This is a genomic window from Pedobacter ginsengisoli (genome assembly GCF_002736205.1).
In the GTDB taxonomy this organism is placed as follows: domain Bacteria; phylum Bacteroidota; class Bacteroidia; order Sphingobacteriales; family Sphingobacteriaceae; genus Pedobacter; species Pedobacter ginsengisoli_A.
Genome location: NZ_CP024091.1, coordinates 366,867 through 388,162 on the forward strand (window position 1 = coordinate 366,867; position 21,296 = coordinate 388,162).

21 protein-coding genes are annotated in these 21,296 nt (G+C 36.7%); 12 read left to right on the forward strand and 9 right to left on the reverse strand.

The genetic code is table 11. From position 1 onward, the window contains the following. The first annotated feature begins 17 nt into the window (after positions 1-17). The 6 genes from yajC to CPT03_RS01410 all read left to right on the forward strand — a co-directional run bounded on the left by yajC (position 18) and on the right by CPT03_RS01410 (position 3,537). Positions 18-350 (forward strand): preprotein translocase subunit YajC, encoded by a 333-nt coding sequence (gene yajC, locus CPT03_RS01390; RefSeq protein WP_099437163.1) that lies wholly within the window; start codon positions 18-20, stop codon positions 348-350. Positions 351-433: 83 nt separating this feature from the next. Next, on the forward strand, positions 434-1,381 hold the full coding sequence (locus CPT03_RS01395; RefSeq protein ID WP_099440969.1) for a hypothetical protein: 948 nt from the start codon (positions 434-436) through the stop codon (positions 1,379-1,381). Further along, entirely contained in the window at positions 1,381-1,977 is a 597-nt protein-coding gene (coaE, locus tag CPT03_RS01400; protein ID WP_099437164.1) for a dephospho-CoA kinase, read from the forward strand. Before CPT03_RS01395 ends, coaE begins: the two co-directional genes overlap by 1 nt. Then, a complete protein-coding gene (locus CPT03_RS01405) occupies positions 1,977-2,918 on the forward strand; it encodes an exonuclease (protein WP_099437165.1) in 942 nt (313 codons plus the stop codon). Before coaE ends, CPT03_RS01405 begins: the two co-directional genes overlap by 1 nt. Next, a complete protein-coding gene (locus CPT03_RS22870; protein ID WP_172954120.1) occupies positions 2,918-3,076 on the forward strand; it encodes a DUF5522 domain-containing protein in 159 nt (52 codons plus the stop codon). The genes CPT03_RS01405 and CPT03_RS22870 overlap by 1 nt, the downstream gene beginning before the upstream one ends. Continuing rightward, entirely contained in the window at positions 3,013-3,537 is a 525-nt protein-coding gene (locus CPT03_RS01410; RefSeq protein ID WP_317044323.1) for a MarR family winged helix-turn-helix transcriptional regulator, read from the forward strand. Before CPT03_RS22870 ends, CPT03_RS01410 begins: the two co-directional genes overlap by 64 nt. Positions 3,538-3,546: 9 nt before the next feature. Here CPT03_RS01410 and CPT03_RS01415 read toward each other — a convergent pair whose 3' ends face one another. The 3 genes from CPT03_RS01415 to CPT03_RS01425 are packed head-to-tail and all read right to left on the reverse strand — an operon-like array spanning position 3,547 to position 5,563. Next, positions 3,547-4,272 carry a ZIP family metal transporter gene (locus CPT03_RS01415; RefSeq protein ID WP_099437167.1) on the reverse strand — a complete coding sequence of 242 codons (726 nt, stop codon included), beginning with the start codon at positions 4,270-4,272 and terminating at the stop codon, positions 3,547-3,549. Beyond that, positions 4,272-4,835, reverse strand: coding sequence for a phosphatase PAP2 family protein (locus CPT03_RS01420; protein ID WP_099437168.1), 564 nt, complete (start codon positions 4,833-4,835; stop codon positions 4,272-4,274). The genes CPT03_RS01415 and CPT03_RS01420 overlap by 1 nt, the downstream gene beginning before the upstream one ends. Continuing rightward, a complete protein-coding gene (locus CPT03_RS01425; protein ID WP_099440970.1) occupies positions 4,832-5,563 on the reverse strand; it encodes a class I SAM-dependent methyltransferase in 732 nt (243 codons plus the stop codon). Before CPT03_RS01425 ends, CPT03_RS01420 begins: the two co-directional genes overlap by 4 nt. Positions 5,564-5,720: 157 nt before the next feature. Here CPT03_RS01425 and glmM point away from each other — a divergent pair, with 157 nt between their 5' ends. The 3 genes from glmM (at position 5,721) to CPT03_RS01440 (ending at position 10,733) form a co-directional block, all read left to right on the forward strand. Next, positions 5,721-7,109, forward strand: coding sequence for a phosphoglucosamine mutase (gene glmM / locus CPT03_RS01430; RefSeq protein WP_099437169.1), 1,389 nt, complete (start codon positions 5,721-5,723; stop codon positions 7,107-7,109). A gap of 7 nt (positions 7,110-7,116) precedes the next feature. Next, a complete protein-coding gene (locus CPT03_RS01435) occupies positions 7,117-8,265 on the forward strand; it encodes a cysteine desulfurase family protein (RefSeq protein ID WP_099437170.1) in 1,149 nt (382 codons plus the stop codon). A 176-nt stretch (positions 8,266-8,441) separates the two neighbouring features. After that, entirely contained in the window at positions 8,442-10,733 is a 2,292-nt protein-coding gene (locus CPT03_RS01440; RefSeq protein ID WP_099437171.1) for a GH92 family glycosyl hydrolase, read from the forward strand. Positions 10,734-10,798: 65 nt separating this feature from the next. Here the strand turns inward: CPT03_RS01440 and accD are convergent, their stop codons facing one another. Continuing rightward, positions 10,799-11,644 (reverse strand): acetyl-CoA carboxylase, carboxyltransferase subunit beta, encoded by an 846-nt coding sequence (gene accD, locus CPT03_RS01445; protein WP_099437172.1) that lies wholly within the window; start codon positions 11,642-11,644, stop codon positions 10,799-10,801. Positions 11,645-11,872: 228 nt separating this feature from the next. Between accD and fbaA the strand changes: the two genes are divergently transcribed. Both fbaA and CPT03_RS01455 read left to right on the forward strand, forming a co-directional pair. After that, a complete protein-coding gene (gene fbaA, locus CPT03_RS01450; protein WP_099437173.1) occupies positions 11,873-12,952 on the forward strand; it encodes a class II fructose-bisphosphate aldolase in 1,080 nt (359 codons plus the stop codon). 88 nt (positions 12,953-13,040) lie between these two features. After that, complete coding sequence (locus CPT03_RS01455; RefSeq protein ID WP_099437174.1) at positions 13,041-13,475, forward strand: GNAT family N-acetyltransferase; 435 nt, start codon at positions 13,041-13,043, stop codon at positions 13,473-13,475. An 11-nt stretch (positions 13,476-13,486) separates the two neighbouring features. Here the strand turns inward: CPT03_RS01455 and CPT03_RS01460 are convergent, their stop codons facing one another. The 5 genes from CPT03_RS01460 to CPT03_RS01480 all read right to left on the reverse strand — a co-directional run bounded on the left by CPT03_RS01460 (position 13,487) and on the right by CPT03_RS01480 (position 20,142). Further along, entirely contained in the window at positions 13,487-14,356 is an 870-nt protein-coding gene (locus tag CPT03_RS01460; RefSeq protein WP_245869942.1) for a hydroxymethylglutaryl-CoA lyase, read from the reverse strand. Then, positions 14,334-15,683, reverse strand: a complete 1,350-nt coding sequence (locus CPT03_RS01465; RefSeq protein ID WP_099437176.1) for an NAD(P)/FAD-dependent oxidoreductase — start codon at positions 15,681-15,683, stop codon at positions 14,334-14,336. The genes CPT03_RS01460 and CPT03_RS01465 overlap by 23 nt, the downstream gene beginning before the upstream one ends. An 83-nt stretch (positions 15,684-15,766) precedes the next feature. Continuing rightward, positions 15,767-18,733, reverse strand: coding sequence for a protein translocase subunit SecDF (gene secDF, locus CPT03_RS01470; protein ID WP_099437177.1), 2,967 nt, complete (start codon positions 18,731-18,733; stop codon positions 15,767-15,769). Positions 18,734-18,865: 132 nt separating this feature from the next. Then, positions 18,866-19,351 (reverse strand): dihydrofolate reductase, encoded by a 486-nt coding sequence (locus tag CPT03_RS01475; RefSeq protein ID WP_099437178.1) that lies wholly within the window; start codon positions 19,349-19,351, stop codon positions 18,866-18,868. Beyond that, entirely contained in the window at positions 19,348-20,142 is a 795-nt protein-coding gene (locus CPT03_RS01480; RefSeq protein ID WP_099437179.1) for a thymidylate synthase, read from the reverse strand. Before CPT03_RS01480 ends, CPT03_RS01475 begins: the two co-directional genes overlap by 4 nt. A gap of 316 nt (positions 20,143-20,458) precedes the next feature. Between CPT03_RS01480 and ispE the strand changes: the two genes are divergently transcribed. Continuing rightward, positions 20,459-21,262, forward strand: a complete 804-nt coding sequence (gene ispE, locus CPT03_RS01485) for a 4-(cytidine 5'-diphospho)-2-C-methyl-D-erythritol kinase (RefSeq protein ID WP_099437180.1) — start codon at positions 20,459-20,461, stop codon at positions 21,260-21,262. The last annotated feature ends 34 nt before the right edge of the window (positions 21,263-21,296 follow it).

Genomic DNA, 21,296 nt, shown 5'->3' on the forward strand with positions numbered 1-21,296 from the left:
ATTTATAAAATAACAGTATGATATCAACAATAATATTACAGGCAGCAGGTGGTGGCAGTATGTTAAGTACTTTAGTACCGATGGTTCTAATTATGGTAGTATTTTATTTCTTCATGATCAGACCTCAGGTAAAAAAAGCTAAAGACCATAAAAAATTGGTTGAAGAGTTGAAAAAAGGAGATAAAATAGTTACTACTGCCGGAATACACGGTAGAATTGTAGATATGAACGATACTACTTTCCTTATCGAAGTTGAAGGAGGGACAAAAATTCGTTTCGATAAAACTGCAATCTCTTTGGATGCAACAAAGGCTGCGGCCCCAAAAGCTGTCGAAGCACCTAAGGCATAACTTAAATAATGTTTTTACAGCCGCTTCTGTTTAGAAGCGGCTTTTTTGTTTTATTTTTATCTAAGTTTGTTTACTTTACAATTATGCCGTTTATAAAGCTTACAAAAATAGAACGCAAACGTTTCCTGGTTTTGATTACCTGTTTATTATTGGCAATTGGAGCATGGTTACTAATGGCGTTAAATAATAAGTATGTTTATACGGCAAAAACAGTATTGGTTTATAAGAATTTCCCCCAAAAAAGGGCCTTTCATGCTCTTCAGTCAGATACAGTTGATTTGCAGGTCGAGGGAACAGGCTGGCAATTGTTGTTTGCCCGTTTAAGAGTTAAGCCCCAATCAATAGCCATTAGTTTGGATAAATTAAATAATCGCAATTTCATCCTTTTTTCCGAACAATTATTTAACGTAAACAGGCAGCTGGAGACCTCGCAAAAGATAATCTCTGTAAGGCCTGATACACTTTATTTTGATTTTTCTGAACGAACTGTTAAAAGAGTTCCCGTAAAACTAGTTTCTAATTTTGAATTTGTTAAGCAGTATGGAGTTTCAGATGATATCGAAATTATTCCTAAATATGTAACCCTATCTGGGCCCGAAGAAGAAATTAAAAAGATTAAAGAATGGCCAACAGATTCTTTAAAGCTCTCAAATGTTCAAAATACAACTGTTTCAAGAATAGCAATGATGCAGAATAAAATGAAGAATGTGAGTATTTTTCCTACCAGTGCAGAAGTAAAAGTACCTGTTGATGAATACACAGAAAAGACGATTGATTTGTCGCTTAGAATCATAAATAACAAAGAGTACTATAACGTTAAACTATACCCTAAAAAAATTAAGGTTACCATTTTGGTTGCCTTATCAAAATACCAGCAAACTAATGAAAACTTTATAGATGCAGTGGTAGATTTGGATGAGTGGAGAGATTTAAAACACAATCAGTTAAGAGTTAAAATAACCCGTTTTCCGGATTATTGCAAGCTAATAGATGTTGTTCCTGATAAGATTGATTTTATAATAGAGAAATAATGTTAAAAGTAGGGATTACAGGAGGAATTGGTAGTGGTAAGACTACTATATGCAGAATTTTTGAAACACTGGGTATTCCGGTATTCTATGCCGATACGGTTGCCAAAGAAATTATGGTAAATGATACTATTCTGATTCAGGGAGTTAAAGACTCTTTTGGTGAAGAAAGTTATCTGCCCGGAGGTATATTAAATAATAAGCATATAGCTGGTATTGTATTTAATAATGAGCAGGAACTAGCAAAATTAAATGCTATGGTTCATCCTGCAGTTTTTAGAGCATTTGACAATTGGGCTGCTCAGTTACCAAAAGACACCCCTTACATACTTAAAGAAGCAGCGTTATTGTTTGAAAGCGGCTCCTACAAAATGTGCAATAAAAATATTTTGGTAACCGCTCCAATGGAACTGAAATTGGAACGCGTGATGAACCGAGATGGGGTAACTGCGGATCAGGTAAAAGCCAGAATGGATAAACAGTTTACTGACGAAAAGAAGATAAAGATGGCTGATTATCTGATCAATAATAACGAAACAGATTCCCTTATCAATCAGGTAATGGAGTTACACCAACTGTTTCTTAATAACGGACTTTAATGATATTAGAAGATTTTATAGTGATCGATAAAATCGGTCTGTTTTGCAAGTACGGCAATTTTTATCTCGATCCTAAAGAAGCAGTTAAAAATGCAGTTATTTCACATGCTCATGGCGACCATGCTGTTGGGGGTAATCTTAATGTGTATTGTACAGAAGCAACCTCTTTATTTATGCTTCACAGATACAGAAAGTTTGCAGGAGGGGAGTTCAATATAATAGATTATCATCAAACTTTTGATGTAAATGATGTTAAGGTACAATTTATTCCAGCCGGACATATCTTAGGGTCAGCAATGATATTGATGGAATATATGGGTATAAAATACCTCTATACCGGAGATTATAAGCTGCAACCTGATAAAACTTGTGAGCCAGTAGAATTTGTAGAAGCTGATGTGTTGATAACGGAAACTACATTTGCTGATCCGCAAACACAACATCCCGTTGCAGAGGCTGAAATACTTAAGTTGAACTCAACACAGAGTAATATTATGCTTGGCGCTTATGCCTTAGGAAAATGCCAACGCCTCATCAGCTTGATGAATGAATACTGTACAGAAAAAAGGATACTTGTTCACTATAGTATGTTGCCTTTCGTGAAAATATATGAACAAATGGGTATAGATTTAGGCAAGTATGAAATCTATGATCGGAAGGTTATGAAAAACAATCAAACCAATATGGTTTATATGGTTCCACCACTGGTTTTCAAAAGCTATTTCAAGGCAATTAACGTGGTAAGGATATTTGCTACAGGCTGGAAACACCTTCAAACTGGTCAGGAAATCCAGTTGTACATTTCAGATCATGCCGATTGGAATGATATTATTTTAACTATAGAAAAGGTTAAACCCCAACAAGTTTGGACAAATCATGGCAACGGGCAACATTTAAAGAAACACTACGAAAAAAGTTTGGTAGTGAAATTGCTTAACTGATGAAAGAAGGTGTAGATTACTACTTCAATGAAAATGGGTTTATGGTTTTTACAGAAGCTTATCACTTAAAACGTGGATACTGCTGTAAAAATAAATGCAAACATTGCCCGTGGGGATTTGGGAAGCAAAAAACAAAAGCTACGCCACCAAACAAATAAAGAACGAAAAGATGCAGTTGCAGAAAGAAACGCTTACCACTCGATTTGAAAGTATTCATCACCAAGCCATTGTAAATGTTTGGCATACCGGCAATTGGTGTACAGAGAGACTAAAACAAACTATAGCGCCTTTTGAGGTAACTACTCAGCAATTTAATATTTTAAGAATTTTACGTGGACAAAATCCTAATCCAGCTACCATAAATCTTCTGAAATCAAGAATGCTGGATAAAATGAGTGATACCTCAAGAATAGTAGACCGGCTTGTGCAAAAAGAGCTTGTTGTAAAAGAGGCAAATGCTATCGATAAACGTGCTGTAGATATTAAAATTAGTGATAAAGGTTTGGAATTACTGGAGCTGATGGACAAAGAAGTCAGCCTTTCAGTACTTATTTCATCAAACTTAACAGAGCAGGAAGCTATTACGCTAAACAACCTGCTTGATAAAATGAGAGGTTAGCAGATCTCCTTAGTGCGAATGGCCTGAGCTAAAATATCCAATTAACGCAATACCGATACCACATAAAACAGCAATCATTTTACGTTTTGATACCTTATGGTCTACGCTTGATTCGAATAATATGGTGGTAGAAATATGTAAAAATATACCTATTACTATTCCCATAATTCTATTAAAATAATTCTCTATACCACCGATAGTTCCATTGCTCAACCCATTGCTTACATAAAACCCAAGAGGTGCCATTATAGCAAAAATTGCGATGTAAATGATTACGTTACTCTTTTTGAATTGGTTTTGCACTAAAATACTAGCTAATGCAAAGGCAGCAGGAATATGATGTAGCGAGATTCCAAATATCAAAGCATTATGTTGATCTTTTGCTAAAGGCATTCCTTCCAGAAATGCATGCAAACAAAGACTGATCATAATTCCATATGGAAATACTTGTGTTTCATGGTGTTTGTGGATGTGTCCATGCTCAACACCTTCCGAAAACTGTTCTAAAAAGATTTGTAATAAGAAACCTATAAGTATAAAAATTCCTATTTCTTGCGGATCAGAACCACTATATGCATCCGGAATTAAGTGTAAAACAGTAATAGCAAACAAATAGGCACCACTAAAAGAGAGGATTAGTTTTAAAAGCTGAGATTTATCACTTTTTACTAAAAAAATGGCCGATCCGCCTAAAAATGCACTAAAAAATAGGATTAATACCTTCCAGATTTCCATTATAACTGTGGTTGTAATTTTTTATAAATTTTTGATGTCAATAAGCCTATAAGCATACCGAGTATTGCGCCTGCCATAGTATCAATAGGGTAATGAACACCTACGTAAATCTGAGAAAACGAAATAATAAATGCCCAGAAGAGCCCAATTGGCAATATCAGTTTCCACCTGTCGTAAAATACAAAGATAAGAAAAACAGCTATTGCAAAATGATTTGTAGCATGCGCAGAAGGGAAGCTATACCCACTTCCGCATGGCACACGATGAATGATATCATTAGCCAGCGTTATTTCATTGCATGGCCTTACTCTGGCTACTGTTGGCTTAATAATTCTTGATGAAACTAAATCACCAATAGCAAAAGTTACCAGTAACATTCCAATAATGTACCAGCCTTTCTTTTTGTATTCAATAAAAGAGAATACAATAATGAACAGGTACAATGGTGCCCAAAAAAAACGATTACGCATTAAAGGAAGTAACCAATCAAAAAATGGATTAGCCAACCCTCTATGGATTTTAAGAAAAAGTTCTACATCAAATTGTTGTAAACTTTCTATCATGCTTTTTTGCAAATTAGTATTAACCTGTCAGATTTGGTTTCATCAAATGGTTCTAATCCATAGCTACCAAATGTAGCTGCTATTTTTAGGCCGCTTTTTTCAAACATACGTTCAAAATCCTTCAATGTAAAGGCTTGTACACGTTCTTCAAATGCATAAGGTTTGTCTCTGTGCTCAAAATTTATATGTTTAATGATTTTACCATCAGCTATAAATTTATGTAGGTGAAACTCTATCCCCTCAACGGTTTTTATCTCTTGCTGAGTAAGATTTTTAAGGATCTTTTGCGTGTTAAAGTAGTCTATTACCAGAGTACCATCGTCTTTTATACTCTTTCTGAAAGCCTTTATCGCATTTACATGCTCTTTTTCCGTTTCAAAATAACCAAAACTGGTAAAAAGGTTCATTGCTATATCAAAATAGTTGATAAAAGATAGCTTACGCATGTCATGAACAAAGAAATGAAGGTTCTTTTGTTCAAATTGCTGAGCGTATTTAATACTTTGTTCAGATAGGTCAATTCCGGTTACATCATATCCTTTCTTATTAAGGTAAATTGAATGCCGGCCTCTTCCACAGGCAATATCTAAGATTCTGGAATTTGCAGCAGGTTTCAGATAAGCAGAAAGGTTGTCAATTAAAAACTCGGCTTCGGCATCATTACGCTGACTGTAAAGTATATGATAGAAAGGAGAGTTGAACCAATATTGAAACCATTTTCGCTGCATAGAGCCTGTATTTTGATGTTTTAGAAAAAAAACAAACTTAGATAAAATTGTTATCATAAAACAATTTTAAGTCTGGTATAATTTTACTAATGCATGGTACTGGGTTAACCTGCTTTGCCTAATTTTTGTTATTTTTGGAAAAAAAACAATCAACAAATTGACACTAATAAAATCTATTTCTGGAATAAGGGGGACAATCGGTGGTATTGCCGGTAATGGTTTAACCCCAATCGATATTGTAAAATTCACTGCAGCCTATGGCTCATGGGTAATCAGCAAAACCAATAACAAAAGAATTGTTTTAGGCCGAGATGCCAGGATATCTGGCGAAATGGTTAATAATCTTGTTATTGGTACCTTGCAAGGTTTGGGTATTGAGGTAATAGATCTTGGTCTTTCTACCACTCCAACTGTTGAAATTGCCGTTCCAATGGAAAATGCCGGCGGTGGCATAATCTTAACTGCAAGCCATAATCCAAAACAATGGAATGCGCTGAAACTCCTTAATGACAAAGGTGAATTTATTAGCGATGCAGACGGAAAGGAAGTTTTGGAAATTGCAGAGAAATCTGAGTTTGCATTTGCTGATGTTGATGATTTAGGCAAAGTAGTAAGCAATAACACTTATCTGCAAAAACATATCGATGTAATCCTTGCGCTTCCATTAGTAGATGTTGACGCTATAAAAGCAGCTAATTTTAAAATAGCAATCGACTGTGTTAACTCAACAGGAGGCATATTTGTACCTGCTTTGTTAAAAGCTTTGGGCGTTGAAACTGTTTATGAGCTATATTGTGAACCTGATGGTCATTTCCCTCACAACCCTGAACCGCTTCCTGAAAACTTAACAGAGATTGCTAAAGTTGTACAGAGCAAAAATGCTGATCTGGGTATTGTTGTTGATCCTGATGTAGACCGTTTGTGCTTTGTTTGCGAAGATGGTTCTATGTTTGGCGAAGAATATACTTTAGTAGCAGTTGCCGATTATATTCTTAAAAACACACCAGGTAATTCAGTTTCTAACCTTTCTTCTACAAGAGCGCTTAGAGATGTTACTGAAAATGCTGGCGGAACATACAACGCATCAGCAGTTGGCGAAGTTAATGTAGTTAACAAAATGAAGGCTACAAATGCAGTTATTGGTGGAGAGGGTAACGGAGGAATTATATATCCTGAATTACACTATGGTCGTGATGCTTTAGTTGGAATAGCTTTATTTTTAACTCATTTGGCTAAATTTGGTAAGTCCATTTCTGTTTTGCGTAAAAGCTACCCTGAGTATTATATTTCTAAAAATAAGATAACATTAACTCCTGAAATGGACATTGATGCCCTATTGGTTAAAGTTCAGGAGAAATATAAAGATCAGCCAAACAGCACAATTGACGGCTTAAAAATTGAATTTGATAAGGAATGGGTACATCTGCGTAAATCAAATACAGAACCAATTATCCGTATTTATAGCGAAGCAGGATCAGAAACTGTAGCCGAGGGTTTAGCTACAAAAATCATTTCCGACATCAAAGAAATATTAAAACTGAGTTAATACAAAAATGGAAAGAATTTATTTAGATAATGCTGCAACTACACCCCTGGATGCAGCAGTGATAGAGGAAATGGTTAATGTGATGAATTCTTATTATGGTAATCCATCCTCCATACATGCCCAGGGACGTGAGGTGCGCACATTAATTGAAAAGGCCAGAAAAACAGTTGCCGGACTTTTAAATGCAACGCCTGCAGAGATTTTTTTTACTTCAGGAGGTACAGAAGCCGATAATACAGCCATTCGCTGTGGTATTGCAGCCTTCAATATTAAGCATGCCATTACCTCTAAAATTGAGCATCATGCAGTAGAGCATACCCTTAATATGCTTTTACAGCAAGGCGTAATTGATAAGTTGAGTTTTGTTAATGTAGATGAAAAAGGTAATATTGATTATAATCATCTTGAAGAGCTGCTTAAAAACAATGAGCGTTCCTTTGTATCCTTAATGCACGCAAATAACGAATTGGGTACATTAACAGATATAGAAAGGGTAGGTGATATTTGTGAACAATATAATGCCATTTATCATTGTGATACTGTACAAACCATGGGGCATTACGTACATGATGTAAGAAAGCTCAAAGCTCATTTTATAGTATGTGCTGCTCATAAATTACATGGTCCAAAAGGTGTTGGTTTCCTGTATGTTAATCATTCTATAAAAATCAGTCCTATGATTTTTGGAGGGGCTCAGGAACGTAATATGCGCGGTGGAACAGAAAATGTTTATGGCATTGTAGGTTTAGCAAAGGCTTTGCAAATAGCATATTCCGAAATGGAACAGCACCAAAATCATATTCAGGAATTAAAGACATATTTAATGGATAGGCTTCAAAATGAAGTGCCAGATCTGTTTTTTAACGGGGAAACAGCCCCTGAAAAAAGCTTGTATACTGTTTTAAATGTTTCTTTCCCAGCTATGGACATGGCAGATATGCTGCTGTTTAATCTTGATATTAATGGGATTTCTGCATCTGGAGGAAGCGCCTGTTCATCAGGTTCTAATATTGGCTCACATGTACTTACAGGTATAGCTGCTGATCCTAATCGCCCATCAGTAAGGTTCTCCTTTAGTAAGTACAATACCAAAGAAGAATTGGATTTTGTAGTAGAGAAAGTAAAACAAATCGTTAGTCAGAATGTGACTGCTTAGTTAACAATTTTATAGAAATTATGAAAAGCCATCTTACTAAAGATGGCTTTTTTTCGTACTCTCATCTTTTATTATTACTTTGTTACCATTATCAACTAGGGAATCTTCATTTTATTATGTTTATTTGTGTGCTAAATCGATTAAAACATTATAACCACACTTGATATTTTTTAAACATGATTAAACAATTTTTAACCGCCTCATTAGTTCTGGCATCCTCTGCACTGTTTGCACAGTCGGTGGGTAAAGTAACAGATCCAGTTGAATGGATTAATCCGCTAATGGGTACTGCAAGTAAACCAGACTTGTCTAATGGAAATACTTATCCGGCCATAGCCTTGCCATGGGGAATGAACTTCTGGACACCACAAACTGGTAAGATGGGCGACGGATGGGCTTATACCTACGACGCCGATAAAATAAGAGGATTTAAACAAACTCATCAGCCATCTCCATGGATGAATGATTACGGTCAGTTTTCAGTAATGCCTGTAACAGGTAAAATGAGATTCAACCAGGATGATAGAGCAAGCTGGTACTCTCATAAATCTGAAATTGCAAAACCTTACTATTATAGTGTTTATTTGGCTGATGCTGATGTGACAACAGAAATAACCCCTACAGAAAGGGCTGCTCAGTTCCGTTTCACCTTCCCAAAAACAAACGATGCATATGTAGTTGTTGATGCTTTTGATAAAGGATCTTACATCAAAATAATTCCAGGCGAGCGTAAAATAATTGGTTACAGTACAAGATATAGCCGCGGAAAACTCGAAAACTTTAAAAACTACTTCGTTATTTACTTTGATAAACCGTTTACTTCTGCAAATGCATGGAGAGGCAAAAATCTTGCAAAGGATACCCTGGAGTTGCAAAGTGATCACTCTGGTGCTATTGTGGGCTTTAAAACTGCAAAAGGTGAGGCAGTTAATATGAAAGTTGCTTCTTCATTTATCAGTTTTGAGCAGGCGGATATTAACTTAACAAGAGAATTATCAAACGATAGCTTCGAAACAACTAAACAAAAAGGAAAAGCTATTTGGAACAAAACACTCAGCAAAATCTCTGTTGAAGGTGGAACTATAGATCAGGTTCGTACTTTTTATTCAAGTTTGTACCGTACTTTATTCTTCCCTCATAAAATGTATGAAGTAGATAAAAGTAACAAAGTTGTACACTACAGCCCGTACACTGGTAAAACAGCACCAGGCTACAGATTTGCTGGTACCGGCTTCTGGGATACCTTTAGAGCCTTGTATCCTTTCCTTAACCTTGTTTACCCATCAATTAATAAAGAGATGCAGGAAGGTTTAGTAAACGATTATAAAGGTGGCGGATGGTTGCCTGAATGGTCAAGCCCTAGTTATTCAGATTGTATGATCGGAAATAACTCTGCTTCTGTTGTCGCTGATGCCTATATTAAAGGTATGCGCGGTTATGACATCAATACTTTATGGGATGCAGTAAAACATGGTGCCAATAATGAAGGCCCTGAAGCCACTGGCCGTCGTGGTGTTAAATACTATAACGAATTAGGTTATGTACCTTACGATGTAAAAATCAACGAAAATGCTGCACGAACATTGGAGTATGCTTATGATGATTTTGCGATTTACCAGTTAGGTAAAGCCTTAGGTAAACCTGCTTCTGAAATTGATATTTATAAAAAACGCAGTATGAACTACAAGAATCTGTTTGACCCATCAACAGGTTTAATGCGCGGTAAAAATCAGGATGGTAAATTCCAGTCTCCATTTAATCCATTTAAATGGGGTGATGCCTTTACAGAAGGAAACAGCTGGCATTATTCGTGGTCAGTATTCCAGGATATTGACGGATTATCTAAGCTAATGGGTGGAAAAGAGAAATTTGTTCAGAAACTAGATTCAGTGTTTACACTTCCTCCAGTATTTGATGATAGCTATTATGGTGGTGTTATCCATGAGATTCGCGAAATGCAAATTGCAAACATGGGCCAGTATGCTCATGGTAATCAGCCAATTCAACACATGATCTATTTATACAATTATGGTGGTGCGCCATGGAAAACTCAATACTGGGTACGTGAAACCATGGATAGAATGTATAAAGCTACGCCTGACGGATATTGCGGAGATGAAGATAACGGACAAACATCTGCATGGTATGTGTTCTCTGCCTTAGGGTTTTATCCTGTAACTCCGGCTGTAGATCAGTATGTTATCGGAGCTCCATTATTTAAAAAGGTAACACTTAATTTAGAGAACGGTAAAACGATCACTATCAACGCGCCAAAAAACAGTGCTGATAACAAATATGTACAAACCTTAAAGTACAATGGAAAGCCGTATTCTAAAAACTGGTTAAGCCACTCTACTTTATTACAAGGAGCAACCTTGGATTTTGATATGTCTGGAACTCCGAATAAAGAAAGAGGCTCTAATGAGGCCGATTTCCCTTATTCACTTTCAACAGATACAGGTAAATAACAGTAGTTAAGCAAAAAAAAGGCGAGGTAAATATTTACCTCGCCTTTTTTTATTATTGTATTTTTTTAGTTCTTCATCATTTTAAGGAAAGCAGCAAGTTTAGCTTTCATCATTCTGCGATCAACAATGAAATCAAGGAAACCATGTTCTAAAACAAATTCTGCAGTTTGGAAACCTTTAGGAAGATCTTTCTTTATAGTTTCTTTAATAACCCTTGGGCCGGCAAAACCAATTAAAGCACCCGGTTCAGCAATGTTAATATCACCAAGCATTGCATAAGAAGCCGTAACACCACCTGTTGTTGGATCTGTAAGTAAAGATATATAAGGAATTTTAGCCTGACTTAGCAATGCCAGTTTGGCCGAAGTTTTAGCCATTTGCATTAAGGAGAATGCTGCTTCCATCATCCGTGCGCCTCCAGATTTGGAGATCATTAAAAACGGAATTTTATGCTTCATAGAATAATCAATAGAGCGGGCAATTTTCTCACCAACTACTGAACCCATAGATCCGCCAATAAAACTGAAATCCATACAAGCTACAACCAGATCTTCGCCTTCTATTTTGCCATGAGCAGCTCTAATTGCGTCTTTTAATCCGGTTTTAGTCATGCTTTCCACTAATCTTTCAGTGTAAGGCTTACTGTCTGTAAAGTTCAGCGGATCTCCTGATGTTAAATTCGGAAAAAGCTCAGTGAACTTATTATCATCAAATAATACCTGGAAATATTCTTTAGATCCTATCCTTAAATGATAGTCACAATATTGGCAAACATATTTATTCTCAATCTGATCGGCAGTATGTAATGCTTTTTTACAATTCGGACACTTGTTCCATAAACCGTCTGGCGCTTCTTTTTTTTCTTCAGTAAGCGTACTAATACCTTTTTTCTCTCTTTTAAACCAAGCCATGTTATTTCTTGAAAAATGCGATTACAAAGAAACAAAAAAAAATTAGAACAGTTTAAGGATACTTTAGTTAAACGATTATGAGTATTAAAATCATCAAAAAAATATAAAATAACTCATGACCACTTCATTACCAAGCCTAAACAATACGGTTTAATTGAAAATAATCCCCTTATTGGTTTGCCCAAAGTGATATTTTTCCTAACTTCGGCAGATATAAAATTATAAAAAATGAGTTTAAAAGGCTACAAAGGCGTAATTTACGGAGATGCCGTTCAGGAATTGTTTGAACAGGCTAAAAAACATCAATTTGCTTTGCCAGCAGTAAATGTTACCGGTACAAATACCATTAATGCAGTAATGGAAACTGCCAAAGCAGTTAATTCACCTGTTATCATTCAACTTTCTAACGGTGGAGCACAATTCTACGCAGGTAAAACATTAAATAATGATAATTTAAATGCATGCGTTTTAGGTGCAGTATCTGCAGCTAAACACGTTCATTTATTGGCTGAACATTATGGTGTTGCTGTAATATTACACACTGATCATGCTGCTAAAAAATTATTACCATGGATTGACGGATTGTTAGATCATGGCGAGAAATTCTTTGCTGAGACTGGAAAACCATTGTTTTCTTCACACATGCTTGACTTATCTGAAGAGTCTATCGAAGAGAATATGGAAATCTCTGCTAAATATTTAGCACGTATGGCTAAATTAGGCATGACCATTGAAATCGAGCTTGGTGTTACAGGTGGTGAAGAAGATGGCGTTGATAACAGCGATGTAGATAGTTCTAAATTATATACCCAGCCTTCAGAAGTTGCTTATGCTTACGAAGAGTTGAGTAAAGTAAGTGATAAATTTACTGTTGCAGCTGCATTTGGTAACGTTCATGGTGTTTATAAACCAGGCAACGTAAAATTACAGCCGGTAATTCTTAAGAATTCTCAGGATTTCATCAAAGAAAAATTCAATATTTCTGCTGATAAACCTATCAACTTTGTATTCCACGGTGGTTCAGGTTCTTCTCAGGAAGAAATCAGAGAAGCTATTTCTTACGGAGCTATTAAAATGAATATCGATACAGATATGCAATGGGCTATGTGGGAAGGTATTTTAGATTACTATAAAGCGAATGAAGGATATCTTCAGGCTCAGATCGGAAATCCTGATGGCGAAGATAAACCTAATAAGAAATATTACGATCCTCGCGTTTGGTTACGTAAAGGCGAAGAAGCCTTTGTTAAACGTTTAACACAAGCATTTGAAGATTTAAATTGTAAAGACGCAAGCGACAAATTATAATCCTTGGGTAAAAGTTTCGAAGCGCCACAGGAATTATACTTGTGGCGCTTTTTTTGTTGCATTTTAAAGCTAAAAATAAATAGAAATCATGGACGCACTTCAGGTAATTAAGGTAAACAATCCGCAAGATTTGGATAAAGTATTTGCAATTAGAAAAACCGTTTTTGTTGAAGAGCAGAACTGCCCTCCAGAGCTGGAATGGGAAAATGAAGATGTTTCAAAACATTTTCTGGCATTGTTAAACAACGAACCTTGTGGCGCATGCCGCTGGCGCAAAACAGAAAATGGATATAAATTAGAACGATTTGCTGTACTAAAAAAGTTCAGAGGAAAAAGAATAGGACAGGCCCTGGTAGCTGCAGCCTTGTCTGACTTACCTTCTGATGCAGATTACATTTATTTAAATGCGCAGCTGGATGCAATGAGGTTATATTCGAGATTTGGCTTTATAGCAGAGGGCGACCAATTTGAAGAAGCCGGTATACAGCACTACAGAATGGTTAAAAAGCACCATCATGCGTAAATAAGTTTAGATTAATATAACGGGAAAACCTTTTGAGAATACTCAACAGCTTCCCACCATTTATCCATGTTCAGATTTAAGGCCTCATTCCTGCTCTCTAAGTAGGTAATAAGTTCTTCTGTGGCCAGATTGCCTGTCAGATCGTCTGTAGCCATAGGGCAGCCGCCAAATCCTTTTAATGCACTATCAAATCTTCGGCATCCACTTTCGTAAGCAGCCTCAATCTTTTCAAAACGCGTATTGGGGGTGCTGTGTAAATGCAGTCCGATCTCCGTGTTCTCAAATTTTCTAACCAGAGATGGTAAAATCTTCCTGATTTTTTCAGGAGAAGAAACACCCGTAGTGTCTGATAAAGAAAGAATCTTTACTCCATTAGCAACCAGTTCAGCAGCCCATTTTTCAACTATTTCTATATTCCATTCATCGCCATAGGGATTTCCAAAACCCATAGACAAATAAACAACCGCTGTTTTACCATTTTTATCACAGAGCTCAAGCATCTGCTTTACCGTATCCATTGACTGAGCAATGCTGGAGTTGGTATTTCTTTGCTGAAATGTTTCTGAAATAGAAAACGGAAAACCAAGGTATGTTATCTCATTATGTACAACTGCTTCTTCAACGCCACGTAAATTAGCTACAATAGCCAAAAGTTTAGAACGTGTAGTGGTTAAATCAAGCTTTGATAAAACCTCACGTGTGTCACGTAACTGAGGAATTGCCTTTGGAGACACAAAACTCCCAAAATCTATAGTATCAAAGCCAACCTGCAAAAGCAAATTAATATATGCTGCTTTAACATCAGTAGCTATAAAATCATGAAGGCCCTGCATTGCATCACGCGGACACTCTATAAGCTTAATTGACCTTTGCTTCATCATTTACAGGTTTGGGTTCTACTACAGGAGTGGCAGCTACAGGCGGTTCTGGATTTCCCCTTAAAAATGGGCGTATAATTAATCTTGTTCCTCTGTCGTAACTAAAATAGCTCCATACCCAATTCACAAATACCACCAGTTTATTTCTAAAGCCAACAAGTGTCATCAAGTGAACAAACATCCAGGTAAACCAGGCAAATATGCCCTGAAACCTAACTTTATGAATATCTACAACCGCCCTGTTTCTGCCCACAGTTGCCATTGCACCTTTATCAAAGTATTTAAAAGGTTCAGTCGGTTTGTTACCAATAATATTGATCAGATTTTCGGCAAGTTGCTTTCCTTGTTGTATAGCTGCAGGTGCAACACCCGGATAACCATTAGGGAACTCCTCTGTAATCATTGCGGCTACATCTCCGATAGCATAAATGTTGTCATGCCCATCAACTCTGCTCACCTCATTAACTTTTACACGATTTCCCCTAACCACGCACTGCGGATTTAAGCCGTCAATTACCACTCCTTTTACTCCGGCCGACCAAATTACAGTTGAAGTAGGGATAATCCTGCCATCAACAAGGATCAGCTGCCTTCCGTCGTAAGATTGAACGCGGGAATTGGTCATAACGGTTACACCAAGCTCTCCAAGAAACTCTTCAGATTTCTTTTGCGCCTGAACAGACATGGCTCCAAGTAATTCAGGAGAGCCTTCTATCAGAAAGATATTTACTTTCTTAAGGTCTAACTCAGGATAATCACTTTTTAAAACATGTTTTTTAAGTTCTGCAATTGCACCCGAAGTTTCTACTCCGGTTGGTCCACCGCCAACAACAACAAAATTCAGCAGCTCAGCCTCGGTAAGCTTATCCGTAGCGATCTGTGCAGCTTCCAGATTTTGAAGCAGCAGGCTCCTGAGATTTAGAGCTTCAGGAATCGATTTCATGGGCATGGCATTTCTTTCTATCTCTGCCTGCCCAAAAAAGTTACTGGTCGATCCTGTAGCAATTACAAGATGGTCATATTCAAAAATACCAATTGTAGTTTCTATGGCATTTTCAAGAGGTAAAACCTTTTTCACTTCAGTAACCCTAAAGGTTAGGTTTTTTTGACCCTTAAAGATTTTTCTTAACGGAAAAGCTATAGAGTCGGCCTCTAAGCCTCCCGTAGCAACCTGATACAATAATGGCTGAAATGTATGGTAATTATGTTTATCTAGCATAATTACTTCTACGTCCTTATTTCGCAGTTTTTTTGCCAGCTCAATGCCGCCAAAGCCACCGCCTACAATTACAATTCTGGGTTTGTTGCCTTTAGGAAAACGTTGTTCCATAAAAATCAATTTTGGTAAATATACATAACAAACAAAAAGGCACCCAAAAAGGGTGCCTTTAATTATCATTTGTAAGTAATTACTTATTTGTTCTTACCAAGGTCAATAACGATAGGGGTAGAGATACATAATGATGAGTATGTACCGATAATACGACCAATCAATAAAGCAAAGATAAATCCACGGATACTAGCTCCACCGAAGATGAAGATTACCAATAATACGAAGAATACAGTTAATGAAGTCAAAATAGTACGACTTAAAGTACTGTTCAATGCAAAGTTGATTAATTTATTACGTTCCTCGCCATGAAGATCTTCTTTACCGCTTTCAGCAAGTTTCTCACGGATACGGTCAAACACAACTACTGTTTCAGTCATGGTATAACCCATTACCGTTAAGATCGCTGCAATAAAGTCCTGTCCAATTTCTAATGAGAATGGTAATACGCCATCTAATATTGTGTAGAATGAAAGTACCAGAAGCACATCATGGAACAATGCGATAACCGCACCTAAACCATAGTTTAGTTTCTTAAACCTTACTACTATGTAGAAGAACATCACTAAACAAGAGAATAGAATTGCTCCGTAAGCTCCGTAAACAATATCACTCGCAATAATAGGACCTACCTTCTCATTACTTTCAATAGTGTATTTAACACCGGTTTTTGCTAAACCTTCATGTAAAGCTTTCTCAACTAATTTATCAGCACCCTGATCCTGATCAGTAATGTGGTAAGTAGTTGTAATTTTTAGTTCATTATCAGCACCTGCAGTTTTAACAATAGTTTCTGACTCAGGGAAAGACGAATTTAAAGTAGCTTTAACTTCTTCAGTGTGCATTCCTTTATCGAAGTGAACGATATAAGTTCTACCACCTTTAAAGTCGATACCAAGGTTTAAACCACCATTTTTGAAGTAGAAAATAAAACCTAAAATAATGATTGCTGATGAAATAGAATAGTAAAGCTTTCTATGACCAACAAAGTTGAAGGCAATATTTTTAAACGCGTGAATAGTGTATTTGTTACCAAAAGTGATGTTAGATTTTTTATCTAAAAGATATTCAAAAACTAAGCGTGAGATTAATACCGCACAGAATAGAGATGATAAAATACCAATACATAATGTAGTAGCAAAACCTTGAACCGGGCCACTACCAAAGATGTAAAGGATAGCACCTAATACAAATACTGTAACGTTTGAGTCAATGATAGATGACATTGCATGTTTGAAGCCTTCTTTAATAGCTACCGGAGTAGGTTTGCCTAAAGTAAGTTCTTCCCTAACACGTTCAAATATAAGAATGTTCGCATCTACCGATAAACCAATTACCAATACGATACCAGCAATACCAGGCAATGTTAACACAGCACCCAGTGATACCAAGATACCCATGATAAAGAATAAGTTGATTACCAATGCAAGGTTAGCAACCCATCCTGCTTTATTATAATATAAAGCCATAAATACAAGGATAACAACAAACGCTAGTACGAATGATAATAAACCGTTGTGAATAGCAACCTCACCAAGTGATGGACCAACAACGAATTCACCAACAATTCTGGCAGGAGCAGGAAGTTTACCTGCTTTTAAGATGTTTGCTAAATCCTGAGTATCGTTAACAGTGAAACTTCCTGTAATAGAAGAAATACCGTTAGGGATTTCATTTTGTACAGTAGGTGCAGAGTAAACTGTATTATCTAATACAATAGCAATAGATTTTTTATTGTTTGGATCAGCAGAAGCTTCAGCAGTAATTTTTTTCCATTTTGCAGCACCCTCACCAGTCATGTACATGGTTACCTCTGGGCGACCTTTTTGATCGTAATCATGACGGGCATCACTAATTGCCTCACCACCTAAATCAGGTTTACCATCAGCAGATAGAGATTTGATTGCATACAATTCAAAAATCTTTGCGCCACCTGATTGAGCAATGTCCATCGGCTTAACACTCCACATGAATTTGTAGCTCTGAGGAATGATAGAAGCAATTTCAGGTCTTTTAAAGAAAGCGTTTACTTTAGCAGTATCTTTTTGAGCAACCCAACCAATAACTGGTCCCGGACGTAATGAAGGCTGTCCGTTCTGACCTTGGTAAGTAGGGATGTTTAATACCGAGAATAAAGGATTAGATTTTGCAAGCTCAGCGTTTTTAACTCCGGCCGAATCTTTAGTGTCTTTATTTTTAGCTAAACCTGCTAATTTACTTTCTGATTTAGCAGCAGTAGTATCAGTAGAAGTTTTTGCGGTTGCAGTTGTATCAACAACTTTTAAAGAAGATGCAAGTGTTTTGTTGATGTTCTCCATAACCGGATACACCTCTTCGTTGTTGTATACTTGCCAGAATTGTAATTCGGCAGAACCTTGTAATAATTTGTGAACCCTTTCTTTGTCCTGAACACCTGGCATCTCAATAAGGATACGGTTAGTACCTTCTTGTTTCTGCATGTTCGGACTTACAACTCCGAAACCATCAATACGACTTCTGATGATCACGAATGAACGGTCAATAGCACTAGTAGCTTCTTTTGATAAAAAGCTTTTTACTTCTGAATTGCTGGCATCAGGTTTAAGAAGTTTAGAGTTGTCCTGGTTAGAAAAGAAGTCAGCTAATTTTGTGTTAGGAGAAAGTTTTTCAAATTCGTTAACAAACAAGTTAATGAAATCTTTACCACCAGCGTTCAATTGAGTTTGAGCAGTAACCAACGCTTTGTTGAAATTAGCATCATCAGGATTTCCGGCTAAAGATTTAACCAGTTCTGATAACGAAATTTCCATCGTTACGTTCATACCACCTTTTAAGTCTAAACCAAGGTTTATTTCTTTTTCTTTACAGAACTGGTAATTAAATCCAAAAAGAGGATATACCGGTACTGTTGCCATCGAGTCTAAATAAGCTTTTTCCTTATCCAGGTCTCCTTTAGCATAAGCTTTTGCGTCTTTTTCAACTTTAGAAGTAACAAAGTTGAATGAGAGAGAATACACACAGACGATACCCAGAAGGATCGCCATAAATTTTATAAAACCTTTACCCTGCATTTGTTTGTAATTATTAGTCTATATGCTATATATTTTTTTAACAAGTCGGCAAATCTAATTATTTTTTTAATTAATAGGCCACGTTATGAAAGTTTTTATTATAGGCCTCCAACTATTTGCTTTAAAGATTGTTTAATACCGCTCAAGTGTCGAAAAAGTGTAAGCTACCACATTTTTTTCATCCGGTGCATGATCTTCAGAATTTATTACTTTCCAAACCTGTTTATCAATTTCCGGAAAAAAAGTGTCACCATCGTAGTTCTGGTGTACGGTAGTTAGGTGGATCCTGTGGGTCTTAGCAAGCGCCTGTTCGTAGATTTGGGCACCGCCAACAATAAATACTTCGTCTTCGTTATCACAAAGGGCTAAAGCATCCTCAAGTGTGGTTACTACCTCAGCGCCTTCAATAGTCAGGCCCGTATTTCTTGTTATTACGATGTTGCGCCTGTTTGGCAACGGCTTGCCAATAGAATCATAGGTTTTTCGGCCCATAATAATAGTATGCCCGCTGGTTATTTGTTTAAAATGCTTTAAATCGGCCGGTAAATGCCACAATAACTGGTTGTTTTTGCCAATGGCATTATTTTGAGCAATAGCTACTACAATTGATAAGATCATACCGCAACCACTCCTTTAATATGAGGGTGCGCTTCATAATCCTTCAAAGTAAAATCTTCAAATTTAAAATCAAAGATGTTTTTAACCTCTGGGTTTATTTCCATTACAGGCAATTTTTTAGGATCTCTGCTCAATTGCAGTTTGGCCTGTTCAATATGATTGTTGTATAAGTGGGCATCACCAAGGGTATGAATAAAATCTCCATACTCCAGGCCACATACCTGTGCAACCATCATGGTTAGCAAAGCATAAGAAGCAATATTAAAAGGAACACCTAAAAATATATCAGCACTGCGCTGATATAGCTGGCAGCTTAGTTTTCCGTCGGCAACGTAGAACTGAAAAAACGCATGGCAGGGCGGAAGCGCCATATGCTCCACATCTGCAACATTCCATGCCGATACGATAATTCTTCTTGAATCAGGATTGTTTTTAATGGTATTAATAATCTGCTCAATCTGGTCAATGTGTCCACCATCGGGCTTAGGCCATGAGCGCCATTGCGATCCGTACACAGGACCCAGGTTGCCATCAGCATCAGCCCATTCGTCCCATATCCTTACGCCATTATCCTTTAAATACTTAATATTGGTGTCGCCGGTTAAAAACCAGATCAATTCATGGATGATTGATTTTAAATGCAGCTTTTTTGTGGTAACCATAGGGAAGCCTTCCTGCAAATTAAATCGCATCTGATATCCAAATACACTGATGGTTCCGGTTCCGGTACGGTCATGTTTTTGTGTGCCATGATCAAGCACATGCTGCATCAAATCTAAATACTGTTTCATCTGATTAATTTAAAAAGGCTATTGAATACAAAAGTACATATTATATAGAATCTTTTTGGAAACTTGCCGTCGAATTTCCCAACGCTTGTTTGTGTTTAGAATTAAACGCGCAGAACAGTTTAGTTACAGGAAGATAGAATTAAAACATGAATCTGCTGGTAATGAACGTTGAGTCTATATTTTTATCGTAAAAAGATGGACTAGACATGGACTTACCATGGACTCAACATGGACTTTAAAAAAATTGTAGTTAAACGATTGTCTTATGTTTTTGATTTAACTAAGTTTACCAGCTTAACAATAAACGCAAAAATCAATGCTTGCATTTGCTAATGCCAAGATAAACCTTGGTCTGTATGTAACTGAAAAAAGACCTGATGGATACCATAATCTGGAAACCGTATTTTATCCGGTAAAAATAAATGATGTTATAGAAATTACAGATGCAGAAGAGACAACTTGTCAGATTAAAGGGATAGATATTCCTGGCAGTGCCAAGGATAATATTTGCTTAAAAGCATTTGAATTGCTTAAAAAGGATTTCGATTTACCAGATCAACAAATCACACTGCTTAAAAATATTCCGGTAGGAGCTGGTTTAGGTGGGGGCTCATCTGATGCTGCATTTCTGATCAAGTTATTGAACGATAAATTTCAATTGGGCTTAAATACCCATCAGATGGAAGATTATGCAAGGCAGTTGGGTGCCGATTGTGCATTTTTCATTAACAATAGACCGGTTTTTGCAGAGGGAAGGGGCGATGAGTTTAGCGAGGTCGATGTTGATCTTTCTGGCTACAAGATTATATTGGTTAAGCCCCCGGTGCATGTGTCTACTGCCGATGCTTATAGTGGAATTGTGCCTCATAGATCCTCCAAATCACTAAAGGAGTTAATTCAATTGCCGTTAAGAGATTGGAAATCAAATCTGAAGAACGATTTTGAAAGTACTGTTTTTCTAAAATATCCTGAAATAGCAGTAATAAAACAGGCGCTTTATCATGAGGGAGCAATATTTGCTGCCATGAGTGGTAGTGGTTCGTCAGTTTTTGCAATATTTGAACACGGGGTTAAATTACCCGGACTTGAAAAGGATAATAAGGTGTTTTATAACATTTAATGCCTGAAAATATATTTACAAAAGCAAAAAAGAA

What these genes read in the sequence shown, in the direction of transcription:
- CPT03_RS01410 (WP_317044323.1), top strand. Translation starts at nt 3,013, where the DNA reads ATGCAAACATTGCCCGTGGGGATTTGGGAAGCAAAAAACAAAAGCTAC.
- CPT03_RS01425 (WP_099440970.1), bottom strand. Translation starts at nt 5,563, where the DNA reads ATGCAGCGAAAATGGTTTCAATATTGGTTCAACTCTCCTTTCTATCAT.
- CPT03_RS01435 (WP_099437170.1), top strand. Translation starts at nt 7,117, where the DNA reads ATGGAAAGAATTTATTTAGATAATGCTGCAACTACACCCCTGGATGCA.
- ispE (WP_099437180.1), top strand. Translation starts at nt 20,459, where the DNA reads ATGCTTGCATTTGCTAATGCCAAGATAAACCTTGGTCTGTATGTAACT.
- CPT03_RS01460 (WP_245869942.1), bottom strand. Translation starts at nt 14,356, where the DNA reads ATGATGAAGCAAAGGTCAATTAAGCTTATAGAGTGTCCGCGTGATGCA.
- fbaA (WP_099437173.1), top strand. Translation starts at nt 11,873, where the DNA reads ATGAGTTTAAAAGGCTACAAAGGCGTAATTTACGGAGATGCCGTTCAG.
- CPT03_RS01480 (WP_099437179.1), bottom strand. Translation starts at nt 20,142, where the DNA reads ATGAAACAGTATTTAGATTTGATGCAGCATGTGCTTGATCATGGCACA.
- CPT03_RS01455 (WP_099437174.1), top strand. Translation starts at nt 13,041, where the DNA reads ATGGACGCACTTCAGGTAATTAAGGTAAACAATCCGCAAGATTTGGAT.
- coaE (WP_099437164.1), top strand. Translation starts at nt 1,381, where the DNA reads ATGTTAAAAGTAGGGATTACAGGAGGAATTGGTAGTGGTAAGACTACT.
- CPT03_RS01465 (WP_099437176.1), bottom strand. Translation starts at nt 15,683, where the DNA reads ATGGAACAACGTTTTCCTAAAGGCAACAAACCCAGAATTGTAATTGTA.
- yajC (WP_099437163.1), top strand. Translation starts at nt 18, where the DNA reads ATGATATCAACAATAATATTACAGGCAGCAGGTGGTGGCAGTATGTTA.
- CPT03_RS01405 (WP_099437165.1), top strand. Translation starts at nt 1,977, where the DNA reads ATGATATTAGAAGATTTTATAGTGATCGATAAAATCGGTCTGTTTTGC.
- accD (WP_099437172.1), bottom strand. Translation starts at nt 11,644, where the DNA reads ATGGCTTGGTTTAAAAGAGAGAAAAAAGGTATTAGTACGCTTACTGAA.
- CPT03_RS01395 (WP_099440969.1), top strand. Translation starts at nt 434, where the DNA reads ATGCCGTTTATAAAGCTTACAAAAATAGAACGCAAACGTTTCCTGGTT.
- CPT03_RS01440 (WP_099437171.1), top strand. Translation starts at nt 8,442, where the DNA reads ATGATTAAACAATTTTTAACCGCCTCATTAGTTCTGGCATCCTCTGCA.
- CPT03_RS01420 (WP_099437168.1), bottom strand. Translation starts at nt 4,835, where the DNA reads ATGATAGAAAGTTTACAACAATTTGATGTAGAACTTTTTCTTAAAATC.
- secDF (WP_099437177.1), bottom strand. Translation starts at nt 18,733, where the DNA reads ATGCAGGGTAAAGGTTTTATAAAATTTATGGCGATCCTTCTGGGTATC.
- CPT03_RS01415 (WP_099437167.1), bottom strand. Translation starts at nt 4,272, where the DNA reads ATGGAAATCTGGAAGGTATTAATCCTATTTTTTAGTGCATTTTTAGGC.
- CPT03_RS22870 (WP_172954120.1), top strand. Translation starts at nt 2,918, where the DNA reads ATGAAAGAAGGTGTAGATTACTACTTCAATGAAAATGGGTTTATGGTT.
- CPT03_RS01475 (WP_099437178.1), bottom strand. Translation starts at nt 19,351, where the DNA reads ATGATCTTATCAATTGTAGTAGCTATTGCTCAAAATAATGCCATTGGC.